12 protein-coding genes and 1 pseudogene are annotated in these 13829 nt (G+C 32.0%); 5 read left to right on the top strand and 8 right to left on the bottom strand.

Annotation, left to right across the window (positions count from 1 at the left end):
- The first annotated feature begins 32 nt into the window (after positions 1–32).
- Positions 33–1373: a M28 family peptidase gene (locus Q428_RS00255; RefSeq protein ID WP_035377089.1), complete on the top strand. Its 1341-nt coding sequence runs from the start codon at positions 33–35 to the stop codon at positions 1371–1373.
- 105 nt (positions 1374–1478) lie between these two features.
- On the opposite strand, the gene Q428_RS00250 is transcribed toward Q428_RS00255, so the two are convergent.
- Positions 1479–4406 (bottom strand): insulinase family protein, encoded by a 2928-nt coding sequence (locus tag Q428_RS00250; protein WP_035377087.1) that lies wholly within the window; start codon positions 4404–4406, stop codon positions 1479–1481.
- 299 nt (positions 4407–4705) lie between these two features.
- Here Q428_RS00250 and Q428_RS00245 point away from each other — a divergent pair, with 299 nt between their 5' ends.
- The 3 genes from Q428_RS00245 to Q428_RS00235 all read left to right on the top strand — a co-directional run bounded on the left by Q428_RS00245 (position 4706) and on the right by Q428_RS00235 (position 8319).
- Complete coding sequence (locus Q428_RS00245; protein ID WP_051514771.1) at positions 4706–5773, top strand: LCP family protein; 1068 nt, start codon at positions 4706–4708, stop codon at positions 5771–5773.
- Positions 5774–5933: 160 nt separating this feature from the next.
- Positions 5934–6989, top strand: coding sequence for an alanine racemase (gene alr / locus Q428_RS00240; RefSeq protein ID WP_035377085.1), 1056 nt, complete (start codon positions 5934–5936; stop codon positions 6987–6989).
- On the top strand, positions 6982–8319 hold the full coding sequence (locus Q428_RS00235) for a peptidoglycan bridge formation glycyltransferase FemA/FemB family protein (RefSeq protein ID WP_035377083.1): 1338 nt from the start codon (positions 6982–6984) through the stop codon (positions 8317–8319). Before alr ends, Q428_RS00235 begins: the two co-directional genes overlap by 8 nt.
- A gap of 63 nt (positions 8320–8382) precedes the next feature.
- On the opposite strand, the gene Q428_RS00230 is transcribed toward Q428_RS00235, so the two are convergent.
- The 7 genes and pseudogenes from Q428_RS00230 to Q428_RS00210 form a co-directional block, all read right to left on the bottom strand.
- Complete coding sequence (locus Q428_RS00230) at positions 8383–9180, bottom strand: M55 family metallopeptidase (RefSeq protein ID WP_035377082.1); 798 nt, start codon at positions 9178–9180, stop codon at positions 8383–8385.
- A 99-nt stretch (positions 9181–9279) separates the two neighbouring features.
- The gene (locus Q428_RS00225; RefSeq protein ID WP_035377080.1) at positions 9280–9933 is read right to left on the bottom strand and encodes an HD domain-containing protein; all 654 of its coding nucleotides are present in this window, start codon (positions 9931–9933) and stop codon (positions 9280–9282) included.
- 139 nt (positions 9934–10072) lie between these two features.
- Positions 10073–10531: a S1C family serine protease gene (locus Q428_RS16455; protein ID WP_341348986.1), complete on the bottom strand. Its 459-nt coding sequence runs from the start codon at positions 10529–10531 to the stop codon at positions 10073–10075.
- 5 nt (positions 10532–10536) lie between these two features.
- A complete protein-coding gene (locus tag Q428_RS16450; protein ID WP_341348984.1) occupies positions 10537–11325 on the bottom strand; it encodes a S1C family serine protease in 789 nt (262 codons plus the stop codon).
- Between the two features lie 97 nt (positions 11326–11422).
- A complete protein-coding gene (locus tag Q428_RS16200) occupies positions 11423–11551 on the bottom strand; it encodes a hypothetical protein (RefSeq protein ID WP_278244848.1) in 129 nt (42 codons plus the stop codon).
- An 80-nt stretch (positions 11552–11631) separates the two neighbouring features.
- A pseudogene (gene safA, locus Q428_RS00215) lies at positions 11632–12248 on the bottom strand (SafA/ExsA family spore coat assembly protein).
- Between the two features lie 70 nt (positions 12249–12318).
- Entirely contained in the window at positions 12319–13077 is a 759-nt protein-coding gene (locus tag Q428_RS00210; RefSeq protein WP_035377078.1) for an ATP-binding protein, read from the bottom strand.
- 256 nt (positions 13078–13333) lie between these two features.
- On the opposite strand from Q428_RS00210, the gene Q428_RS00205 reads away from it, so the two are divergent.
- Entirely contained in the window at positions 13334–13792 is a 459-nt protein-coding gene (locus tag Q428_RS00205) for a DUF3231 family protein (RefSeq protein ID WP_035377076.1), read from the top strand.
- The last annotated feature ends 37 nt before the right edge of the window (positions 13793–13829 follow it).

The following is a 13829-nucleotide window of genomic DNA, read 5'->3' as shown; positions in this document are numbered from 1 at the left end:
GGGTATTATACTCGTTATAAGGGGAGAACATTATGAAGAAAATTTTTTTATTCCTTAGTCTCATAGTATTCAGTACATTAAATCTTCTAATTACCTCTCAAAATTTAGTTTTCGCCAGATTAAACAAATCTGACCTTTCCAGTATTAAGTTTAAAGATTTCTCGAAAAATATTTCGAAGGACAGAATGTTTGAACACATTAAATATTTAGCAAATACAGATAACGCAAGGATAACTGGGACTGATGGAGAAAAAAGAGCATCATCTTATATAAAAAATGAATTTCAAAAATTGGGGCTGACAGTTGAAGAGCAGTTTTTCCCTGTAATTAGATATAAATGCTCTCAGACAAAGGTTACGTTAATTTCCCCTGAAAAAGAAGATATATATTCCTGTGCCCTTACCTATAGTGCTCCTACACCACCTGAGGGAATTACTGCAGAAGTTTGTTATATTGATGCTGGAACTACAAAGGATTTTCAGGAAGCAGACATAAAAGGAAAATTGGTACTTATAAAACGTAACAGAAATTATTTTGACTCAAAAATACTATATGCCTATAAATATGGAGCTGTGGGAATAATATTTTATGATCCTGAAACTAGCTGTACCTTTGATGCAGAACTTTATGGTCCTTCTAAAATACCTGCTTTATCAATAAGTGAACCAGATGCTTCTTACATAAAAAATCTTTTATTTTCTAATAAGAAAGTTAAAATAAATATAAAGGTCATCTCAGAGACCACTATCAAAAACTCAAGCAATATTATTGCAACAAAAAAGGCGAACTTGAACAGCACAGATACTAAGACACTTATTATAGGTGCTCATTACGATGGTGTTAATACCCCTGCAGCAAACGATAATGCCTCGGGAATTGCTGTTCTTTTAGAAACTGCAGGTATACTTTCTAAGGAAAATTTAAACTGCAACATTAAATTCATTGCCTTTGGAGCAGAAGAAATCGGTTTAAAAGGCTCTACCTACTATGTATCAAAATTAACAACCAGAGATATAAACAACATAATATCAATGATAAATATTGACATGGCAGGTGTAGGCAATACCCTTTATTTACATACACTGAATTCTCTAAATCCCTCCTTTGTTGCTGATATTTCTGAAGAATGTATCAAAAGGTCAGGTTATAATTACACCATCTTTGATCAGGACAGCAGTGACCATGTACCCTTTGAAAATGCCGGTATACCCTTTGTTTATTTTGAATACGGCCCCTGTGATAATTACCATACAGATAATGATGTTCCCTCAAAAATAAGTAAAAACAATTTATTCAATGTATGTAATGTTGTAACAAAAGTAGCCTTTGAAATATGCTCTAATCCAAAAAAATATTTAAATATTCAAAGATAAACTTTAAAGAAAAATCCCAAGAAAGGATTTTAAATTTCATTCTTATAAAATCCTTCTTGGGATTAATTTTGAATTAAACTTTTTATCTGCCACAAAACCTGTCTTTTACTGGAATATATTTATCAGTTCATTGAATATATCCCTGTTTTCCTTTATTTTTTCTTCATTTCCTAAAACACAGACATAATTTTGATTCATACAATCCCTTATTAAGCCGGAAAGATTATTTACATCCTTTGGAGTTGTACTCAATATTTCTTCCCTCTCTTTTTGTATATCCTCTAAGGTAACTTTGCTGAAATAATAAGCATCTGCTCTTTCACCCTTCATAGATGGTGTTAAAGGTGTATCAACCATTGAAATTGTGCCAATAATATATTTTCTCATTTCTCTTTCATTTACATTAAATTGCTGTAGATATTTATATGTCTCGTCATAAACCTTTATAGTTTCAATTAAATTTGGATCGCGATAGGAACTGCAGGCTATTTTTCCAAATCTATCGAAGCTTAAGCCACATCCATAGGCTCCTCCTTGGACACGTATTTTATTCCAGAAGTAATCGTAACTCAATATCGTTTTTAAAACATAAAGTCTTCCTGTATATTCATATCCAAGTTTTCTAAAGTTATATGCCTTAGCTACATACTGAACTTTAGCAGATGTCATTAAACCATCGTTTTTGTGTTCTAAACTAAAATCATATTTTTGATATGATGGGCTCTCTGTCCTTAGTCCTTTCTGAATTATCTCTAAGTTATCCCTGAACCTGTTGTATCCTGCTTCATCACAAGTAATTCCTATAACAATGTTATTTATATTAAATATTGAATTAAAGGTTCTTTCAATATTATTACAAATTTCATCAGCCCTCTTATCAAAATCCCTTTCTAGCTCTGAAAGAAATTTAAAATAAGCAACTCCCTTCACAAGATCATAATATTTTCCTGATGCTGCTATATATGAATAAACCCTGTTAACAGCAGTTACGTTACCATTATTTATAATTGACATCTCAATTCTGGATTTAGTTTCCTGAATTATCTCCTTAATTCGTTTTTTATCATCAAATTTTGAAGCACATGTTATCTCCCTGAGAATTTGAAGTAACCTTGGTAATTTATCCACCAACACCTTGGATTTAACAATAAATTTCGGATGGAAAATCTCAAAACTTCCCTTTTCTCCAAAAATCTCAACTTTATTTTCTATACCACCTGTGTTTATATTTATTTCCTTTGTTAAATCCTGATAACTATATGTTTCTGTATTTACTTTTCCTAAAATTCCTGATAAAAGTCCAACATATGGAATTAACTCCCTTTCTACGGAAGTTGTGTCAAAATACATATTTATATAAGCTATGTTATTTGTAAACATCTCATGATGAAGAACATCAATACCAAGCTCTTTTCTTTTTTCTGTAGGAAGTCCTTCAACATTTTTTTCTATATCCTCAAGGGAGATAAGGGGTATCCTTTCAAGTTCCTCCTCTGAATCTGGTGTTTCCTGTCTTTCCCTTAATTTTATTGTATTATTTATTAATTCTTCAATTTCTGATTCCGATAAACCTTCTTTAAATCCTCTTAGTTTATTTTTAACTTCCTCAGCTTTCTTCTCAGATAATCCACATTCCGGCTTAACTATCAATAAGGAACTGTGGCTACTGTTAAGTAAATATTTTTCTATTAAAACTTCAAAATAATTTGATGTAAGGGCAGTTTTTATCTTTTTTAATGTATCCTCATACTGAAGATGCATATATGGATTTTCATCATAAAGCCAGCTGTCCATACACTTAATTCCATAGATTAAGCCCTTTGGATAACCATTAAAATTAGCTTCCCTCATTTGAAATTCTTTAATATTTATAGATGCTTCTATTAACTTTTTATCTAATCCATTTTGTACAATATCCCTTAATGTACTGTTGACAATCTCTACAAATTCATCTTTTCTATCCTCATTAGAATTCTTTACTACTACTGAAAAAACCGGCTGTAAAATGCTGTTGTCAAATACACCAAAAACGTCTTTCCCTATTCCTGCATCTAGCAATGCCTTTTTAAGTGGTGCTGCAGGAGTTGAAAGAAGCATATGCTCTAATATTTCAAAGGCAAGGTAAAGCTCTGGGTCTGTTGCCTTTCCTACAACGGTATTTAAAGATAAGAAGGTCTTATCCTTTTCCTCCTCATCATTGGAAATTGAGTATTCCACCGTCATCTCCTTTAAAGAACCTATGGGCTTTTGTTCAGGAATTTTAGAATTTATATCTATTTTATTGAAGGCATCCAGATATTCCTCATTTATAAATTTTAAATGTTCCAAAATATCTCCATCACCATATAAAAATATGTAACTATTTGATGGGTGATAGTAAGTTCTATGGAAATTTAAAAACTCTTCCTGAGTCAGCTCTGGTATCACATCAGGATCTCCTCCTGACTCAAAGCCATATGTTGTATCAGGAAATAAAGATTCTTGTATTTTCCTGAACAAAATTCCTTCTGGTGAAGAAAAGGCCCCCTTCATTTCATTATAAACAACACCCTTATATTCAATGTCAGAATCCTTATTATCTATCTCATAATGCCAGCCCTCCTGCATTAGAATTTCAGGGCATTCATATATATTAGGATAAAAAACTGCATCCAGATATACATCCATAAGGTTTATAAAATCCTTAGAATTTTTACTTGCAACAGGATACATTGTCTTATCTGGATATGTCATGGCATTTAAAAATGTGTTTAAAGAACCCTTTACAAGTTCAACAAAAGGCTCCTTTACAGGGAATTTTCTTGAACCACAAAGAACAGAGTGTTCAAGAATATGGGGTAGCCCTGTACTATTTTCAGGCGGAGTTCTGAAGCTTATTGAAAACACCTTATTATCATCATCATTTGAGATATAAAGCAGTCTGGCGCCGCTTTTTTCATGACTGAAAAGTCTTGCTGTGGAATTAATTTCCTTTAAGTCCTTTTCCTCAAGTAGTCTAAATCCATGGTATATTTTGTTTAACTCCAAATTCATTTTCATTCCCCCAAGTTATATTCTTAATTTTAAATTTTACCCTTATATGAATTATTTTACAATATATTTATCTGCAACAAACATATATCCCTCTATTTATAATTAAGGGGTGTTACAATCTGATAATTTATAACATAAAATTAACAGATTATATATCCTACGAAAACCATAAATTAAAAATGTATGATATAATATTTTGTGGAATTTTGTAAAACTTTTTCAAATAACCTAACAATAACAATTTTTATATCGAATATTGAGATTTAAATGAAACCAAACTTTCTCCAAGGAGGTATATAATGGCACGTAAAAAGAGGAAAAAAACAAAAAAATTGTTTAAAATATTATCTTTATCGGTACTATTTTTTGCAATATCCCTTGGTGGATATGCATATTACCAATTAAACAAAATTAAAACAAATAAAATATCTAAATCTGACTTAGAACTTGGAATAAAACCTCAAAACCAACTAGATAGTATTGAGAAGGAAAACCTAAAGGATGTAATCAATATTGCCCTGTTTGGAACAGATATTGGTAGAAGTAAAGGTGACGTACCACACTCTGACGCAATAATAATAGCAACCATCGATCCAAAACATAAAAAAATTAAACTTTCATCCATAATGAGAGATACCTATGTAACTATTGAAGGTCATGGTCAGACAAAAATTACAGAGGCCTATACCTATGGAGGTCCAGAGCTTGCGATTAAAACCCTTAACCAGAATTTTGACTTAAACATCCGTGATTATGCAACTGTTAACTTCTTTAGTCTTGAAAAGGTTATTGACATACTAGGTGGAATAGAAGCAGACATAAAGGACTATGAAATAAAGGAATTGAATTACCGCATAAAAGAAGTTGCAAATCTTGAAGGAAAAAACCCTACATTAATCAAAAGGACAGGCCCTCAGAAATTAAATGGTATTCAAGCTGTTGCATACTCTAGAATTAGAAAAGTTGGAAATGGTGATTACGAACGTACTGAAAGACAAAGAAAAGTTTTAAGCCAGCTTACAGAAAAGGTTCAAAATGCTGGTGTATCAAAATATCCAACCCTGGTTTCTCAAATTCTTCCTTTAGTTGAAACAAGTATGTCTAAAATTGATATTGTAAAGACGGGTGTTTCTGTTTTAAGTTCTGATATTAAAGCTATCGATAACATCAGATTTCCATTGGATGAGTTTAGTCAAGGTCAGATTATAGATCATAAATGGTTTCTTGTTCCAAAACCTGATATAAAAACAACAGCTGAACAGATACAAAAGTATATATTTGAGGATATAAGACCAGATGTCCCAGATATCAGACCAGCTGACATAAACAAAACCAAAACAGACAAAAAAACTTCCAAAGCTAATTAATAATTAAAAATAGAAAAGCATTCCCTGGTTTGGTATAATATAATGGCTACTAATCAGGGAATGCTTAAATTTTTACAACGAAATGTATATTCCCCATATTTAATGACAAGGATATTAAAAGTTAATGATATGCTTAAGATACATTGGAGGTATACTGTTTATGAGAAACTTTTGGTGTGAAGTAGACCTTGATAAATTAGAATATAACATTAATAAAATCAGAGAAAAAACTGATAAAAAGCTGATGGCAGTTGTTAAAGCAAATGCCTATGGACTTGGTATCGAAACTATAAGTGAATTTCTTGACGATAAAGTAGATTATTTCGCAGTTTCAACAATTGATGAAGCATTATTGGTAAAAAGTGAAAAGGATATCCTTATATTAACACCTGTTTATACTGAGGAAGACATAGCCCTTGTTAAAGATAACTATATTTTAACAGTTGATAATGTTGAAACATTAAATATTCTAAGCTCTGCTGAAAAAGATTTCAGAGTACATATTTATGTAGATACTGGAATGAATAGATTTGGAATAAAGCCAAATAAGGTTAATGATTTTATAAGTGATATAAAATCATTATACAAAAATATTAAAATCGAAGGAATTTATACCCATCTCCATAATACAGCAAACACAAAATATACCATAAACCAGATTAATCTTTTTAAAAACATCCTTGATAATTTAGAAGAACATATAAATGAAATACACCTTTTAAATTCAAATGGATTTATTAAATACAACGATAGTGTAGATTTTGATACAACTGTAAGGCTTGGAAACATTATTTATGGATATGATTCACATAAACATTTCTGTAAAAAAATATATCAATACAAAGCCAAGGCAATAAAAACCTATTATGTAGATAAGGGTGAATTCATAGGTTATGGTAATTACTTTAAAACTAAAAATACAACTAAGGTTGGAATCCTAGACTGCGGTCTAATTGATAAATTCGGTTTTACAAAGGATTTAAAGCGAAACATTTTCTATGATGCTGCAAAGGCCGTTTATCATCATTTAAAATACAACAGCGGTATAATCTATAACGGAAGACAATTAAGGATTCTAGGCCGTCCTAATATGAATTTCACACTTGTAAACATGGATGGTATTGAAGATGATGCCATATTCAATATTGATATGTCTCCTATCGCTGGAGACAGTAGCATTCCAAAAAAATATAGAAAAGGTGATGTTAATGTATAATTTTAAAGAAATAGATTCTTCCATTATTAACGACTTTAATAATAAAAATTCAAAGGGACATATTTTTCAGACTTCCTATTGGGCAGATGTAAAAAGAGAATGGAAATCAAGGTTTATAGGTGGTTATACTAGTAACGGAGAGCTTGTCTTAACCTGCACCATACTACTGAGAAAAATACCTTATTTAAACAAATACATGGGATACATCCCTAGGGGATTTACATGTGATTATAACAATGAAAACCTTGTTGGAGAATTTACTGATTTTCTGAAAAATTACTCAAAGAAGAACAACATTGCATTTATTTCTATTGACCCAGATATACATCTTAAGGAAAATGAAATAACAATTGAAAATGGTGAGAAAATAAAAGAGATGCTTGTATCACTTGGATATAACCATAAAAACACAAAGAACTTCGAAAACATTCAGCCTAATTTTGTATTCAGACTTAATTTTGATATGTCAAAAAACATTGATGATAGAAAAAAAGAAATATTTAATAATTTTTCAAGTAAAACAAGATATAACATAAAGGTCGCTCAAGATAGGGGACTTACAGTTGAAATATATGATAAAAACAACATAACAGAAGAAATACTTGATAAATTCCATGAGCTTATGGTGATAACTGGTGAAAGAGATAACTTCATTACAAGACCTAGAGCCTATTTTAAGAACATGCTTGAAAAACTTTCACCATATTGTAAAATCTATATGTTAAAATACAACTACCAGATAGATTACAACAGACTTAAGGATAAATTAGATACTCAGATTAAAAACAAGGAAAGATTACTTAAGAAGAAGGATGAAATTCTTGCAAATCTTAAGAGTGAAACTGAAACTGATAAAATATTGAAACTTGAAAAAAAGCTTGCTGATACTGAAAAAAACATAACAGAAGCTGAAAGACAAATAAAAAGTTTCCTTGAAAGAATAGACAGCATATCTGAGTTTAAAGATAAACAGAATGTCTATGTATCAGGTGCCATATATCTATATTATGGTGGTAAAGCATGGTATTTATATGGTGCCTCCCATAATATATTAAGGGACACTATGCCAAACTTTTTAATGCAGTGGAAAATGATTGAAGACAGTATAGATTTAAACTGTTATATGTATGATTTCAGGGGAGTTTCCGGAGATTTAAATCCAGAAAATCCTTTATATGGACTATACAAATTTAAAAAAGGCTTCAATGGGGACTTTGTAGAGTTTCTTGGAGAATTTGATTTAATAATAAACAGCTTTGTTTACAGCTTATTCAGATTTGTTCTTCCTAAATTTAAAAAAATAAGAACATCCTTAATTAAGAGAAAATAATTCATCTCAAAAGGAGATGAGGCATCAGAATTTTTTAGCTGCTGATGCCTCATCCCTTTATATTTAGACTACAAAACTTATCATAGTTAAAACATCAAAATAATTGTCTGATTCATATAACACAGAATTAGAAGACATCTCCTTCATTCCTGGATAAAAGGATGCTTTAAAGGCATCTGTATGCTTAGCAAAACATATCTCCACTTTAAAGTGTTCTGGAAGTCTGATTTCTCCAAGCTTCAAATCCCTTGTTAATGCCTTTTCAACTTCCTTCTCTATAAGTTCTACAGCTAAGTCTGGATTCATGTTTATAGTTGAACCACCTATGCCATCCTTAACACCTAATGTGATTATATTATTGTTAACCCTCTTTACTTCACTGCATAACCCCTTGTCACCGCTGACAAAGACTACTGGAACCCCAACTGATGCTGCAGCATAAGCATTGAGTAAAAACTCGCTGACATATTTATCGTTGATTTTAATATACCTTACCTTTCCTGACATTGTATGGGCTAATGGATTATCGTTTGAACCTGCACAGGAATGATAACCTATAAACAGAGCAGCATCAAAGGTTTCATCAAGCTCCTGCACCATAGCAAAGGGATGTCCACTCCAACCTCTAACAAGCTTAGAGTTTTTAGGCATTTCCCTTGGATCAATGTTTCTTGCAGTATTATGTGCATCCTTAATCCAAATTTCACTGGCTCCTGCCCTTATTGCTCCCTGACAGGCAGCTTTAACTTCCCTGGTCATCTGTTCAGCAAATCTTATATATTCTGGTTTGTCGCTTTCTGCTTCATCCCAGCTTGTAACACCTGTCACACCCTCGATGTCTGCACTTATGTACACCTTCATAATGATCCCCCCCATTATCGTCTTAAATAATATTATAGAACAATAAAAAAATAATTTATACCATTTTTTGTAACTTTTTGTTAATATTTTATTGTTAACTTATTGTCCAACATACTCCCTGCATTTTTCTATAAAATTTTTTAAATCCCTTTCCTCCTCTAATTTTTTTTCTTCATCCATATCACCTCTACCTACTCTGTCACATATCATTAATAAGGAAATTTCTTCTAAAGAAATTTCAGAAAGCATCCCTTTGATATCAGCAAAAGGAAGACCTTTAAGCACAAAAAGTATCTGCATATGCCATCTAACTCTTGTTATGACCCCTTTAATAAAATCTTCATCATTTGTAAACTCCCTTAAGAACTTTTCGGCAACTTCCTTTCCAACCTTATCATGGTCGTATGAGGTTATTCTTCCATTTCTTAGCTTTGTTGTTGAAGCTTTTCCTATATCATGTAGCAGAGCTGACCACATAAACGCTCTGGGATAATTACTGAGCTCTCTTTTTGCCGCTGCATTATCTACAACCAGCATTGTATGGTTCCAGACACTCCCCTCTGGATGATGTTTTAAGGATTGCTCTGTTTCTGTTAATTTATATAGCAATGAAAAAGGATATTCAAACTTAAATACATCATTCTTCTTTAACTCATTTAAGTATATGGAAGGCTTTACATCCTCCATAATGTGTTTATCAATATTATTGAAAATAACGTTCCTTTCATCCATAATCATTCCTCCAATTAGCATCTAAAATCCATTATTAATTTACCCATTTAACCTAAAACATATAATATAACTATAAATTAAAGCCACCGAAATCATTTATGGAACTGATTAGAGTGCCTTTTAAAATAAAATCAGGCAGCTGACAGCTGCCCAATTCAAATTAATATTCATCTAATTTTAAGCTCATTACCTTTGTTTTTTTATCTCTAACAATCTCAACATTCACCACGTCACCAGCATTATATTTCGCCTTGATTTTATTAATATCCTCAATTGATTTTATTTTTTCTCCGGCAAATTTAACAATAACATCCCCCGGCTGCAGACCTGCCTTTTCCGCTGGACTGAATGATTGTACCTGTTTTATATATACTCCTATTGGAAGATTATATTGTGATGAAAGTTCCTTTGTAATATCAATACCCATTATACCTATCTTCAAAAGAGGTTTGCTTAACTCATTAATCTTTGCCTTAACAGCATTTATTGGAATCGCAAAGCCTATTCCCTCGACACCACTTTGACCAATTTTGGCTGTATTTATTCCTATCACCTGACCCTTTGAATTAACAAGAGCTCCTCCACTGTTTCCAGGATTTATAGCAGCATCAGTCTGTATTAAATTTAATGTAGTTCCTTCAATTTTAACCTGTCTGTTACTGCACTTACAACCCCAGCAGTAACAGAGCCTAGAAAATCTCTTCCCAGCGGATTTCCTATTGCAACAGCCAGCTCTCCTACTTCCAGCTTATCGGAATCACCAAATTCAGCTGTTGGAAGATTATCTACCTTATCAGTTATCTTTATAACTGCCATATCCATATTGGCATTATAATTAACAACCTTTGCATTATACTCCTTGCCGCTGTTTAATATAACTTTAATCTTTTCTGCTCCGCTTATTACATGATAGTTTGTTACTATATAGCCATCCTTTGAAAATATTATGCCTGAACCCATGCCTTCACTTTCCTCTTCAAATGGCTCCATAAAATAACCTCCAAGTTCTGCAACACTCTTTGTTGACACCCCCACCACTGCAGGTCCCACTTTTTTTGCTATTTCAGGTATCGTTAAATCATTTCCCAATGAAACTGAAGTTGAAACAACCTGTGTACCTGAACTTTTGGTATTATATTCAGCTTTAATTGATTTATACAGCTCTGTGTTTTTAAACATCTCTGTTTTAGGAAGTATGTACAGCCCTAATGCTCCAACTATTATTCCTCCTGCTAAGGTTCCTGCTGTTGCTGCAGCAATAACTGCGGTTAAAAGACTTCTTGGTTTCTTCCCTTTTTTTGTATCTTCCTTATATTCTCTCTCATCACTCTGAATAACAACTTCCTTCTCTACACACTCTTTTAAAATCTCATCGATATTATCCATTTCATGATTGTAGTTGAAATCATCCATTGTTATTCCCTCCTATGTTATTTATTATTTATTTTAATATTAATAATCTATTATGAAAATTTTATGGTGAAAAAATGAACAATTTATTAACAGTATATTATTTAAAATATAAGAAATCTTTTATAATACAATATATTGCCCTTACAATAACTAAAAATAAATTTTCAACTAAAAATACAATAGCAGCTGCAAATAAATATAAAATAAAAAACCATCTGCTCTTCACCACAATCCCCTCCAGAACATATATTTTATATTATGAAAAAATACCCAGGATGTGATATTCCATCCTGAGTATTTACCTGGCTATCTTGTTGTTGGTCTTATAAACATCTGTGTCCAATAACATCTTCCGTATTTATCCTTAGCAAGACCAACACCAATTTCTGAATATGATGTACTTAGTATGTTACTTCTATGTCCTGGTGAATTCATCCATGAATTCATAACCTCTGAGGGTGTCCTTTGACCCATTGCTATGTTTTCACCAGCAGAGGAAAATCTTATTCCAAAGGACTCAATCATTTGAAATGGCGAGCATAGGTTGGAGAAAAATGTGAAAAATAGTTCTTATTAATCATATCCTGGGATTTATACCTTGCTATTCTTGAGAGCTGCCAATTTTGCTTTAATGCAGGAAGACCTTTTTTACTTCTTTCTACATTCACCAATCTTATTACTTCATTTTCCTGAGCCTTAATGTCATCCAGATTAGGAATCGTTAACTTCTGCCCCGGATAAATCAGTGATGGATTTTTTATACTGGGATTCTCAGCAATTATTTCACTAATACCTACCTGATATTTCTGTGCTATGATCCACATACTATCCCCTGGTTTTACAGTATAGATAATTGACTGAGCATAAGCTGTTGATGTAATAATCATAGACAAAATAATTAAAAATGTTATTTTTTTTCTCATTAAAAATCACCTCATATTTATTTTCTTATGAGATGATTTTTTATACATTGCAATTAATTCTAAACTAATTCTATAGATATTCTCTTTTTATAATATCTCCTTCTATTCCAATTGTAACAACCTTTACCGGAACATCTGACCCTGCCCTGTCCCTTGCTATTTTCGCTGCCTGTGACATTCCACTGCAACATGGAACTTCCATTTTTAAAACTGTAATGCTTTCTAGGTCATTGGTTTTTATTATATCCTCCAGTTTCCTTGTGTAATAATCTGCATCATCAAGCTTTGGACATCCAACAACAACAGCTTTATCCTTTAAAAAGTCATTGTGATAATTGCCATAGGCAAATGGAACGCAATCTGCAGTTATTAATAAGTCTGCATTTTTAAAATATGGTGCATTGTGAGGCACAAGTGAAAGCTGAACCGGCCACTGTCTAAGCTTTGAAGAAATTTTTACCGGATTGTTTTCTTCAACATTTTTTCCAAACTGTCTTATTCTGCTTCCAGGACACCCCCCCTGATGCAAATGTCCTGAATTGTTTGCTTCAGGATGATTTGAGCATCCACAGCCTTCATCCTTTTTTTGATTATTTAAATGTTCCTCCACTGCCTTTTCATCAAAATCCTCTGCATCCCTTTCAATAATTTGAATAGCATCCATAGGGCAGTGTCCAAGACATGCACCTAATCCATCACAATATATATCCTTAACTAACTTAGCCTTTCCATCAACAATCTGCAGTGCTCCTTCCGCACAATTTGGAATACATAATCCACATCCGTTACATTTTTCTTCATCTATATGCACAATCTTTCTAAATGCCATTAAAAACACCTCCAATTTTTTTCTTGATTATATAATACCATCTTTTATGTTTTTTATATGTGATTTTTATCATATATATTGAGAATTTAAATCACACCTCATGATTATAATACCCAATCTATTGATAAAATAACGTAAGATTAGACATGCTGTTTCAAGTAATGTTTATCATGAATATGATAAAGAGTAATTTAATTAAATATTTTTTAACTCATCGGAAACAATAATAATAACATTATTTTTTGGAGGTGATTTTATGCCACTTACAACAAAAGAACAAAATCTCCTTTTAGATGATTTAAACTCTGAATATCTTTGTATTAGAAAATATCAACAATATGCTTCTATGGCCAGTGACCCTCAAATAAAACAACTATTCTCAGATCTTGCAACCAAGGAAATGGAGCATGCCAATACTTTAAAGAACATACTTACACAAAACAATGCTCCTGCAACAAGTTTATTTGAAACATATAATCAACCTCAGGGAAACAATGCTTCACCAACACAGAATTTAGGAATAACTGATGCACAGCTTTTATTTGATTCACTGCATACAGAAAAACATGTTTCAAGCGTCTATAATACAAGTGTATTGGAATCAGTTGACACTAATATAAGAAAACAGCTTCAGCATATTCAGCAGGAAGAACAAAATCATGCCGAAAGTCTTTTTAACACATTAAAATCCCATGGCTGGTATAACGTACAATAACATATCCTTATTCAGCCTCCCTTTGGAGGCTTTTTTG

The sequence above is a fragment of the Fervidicella metallireducens AeB genome (genome assembly GCF_000601455.1).
Taxonomy (GTDB): Bacteria; Bacillota; Clostridia; order Clostridiales; family Caloramatoraceae; genus Fervidicella; species Fervidicella metallireducens.
This window is presented reverse-complemented; position numbering and strand designations above follow the sequence as displayed.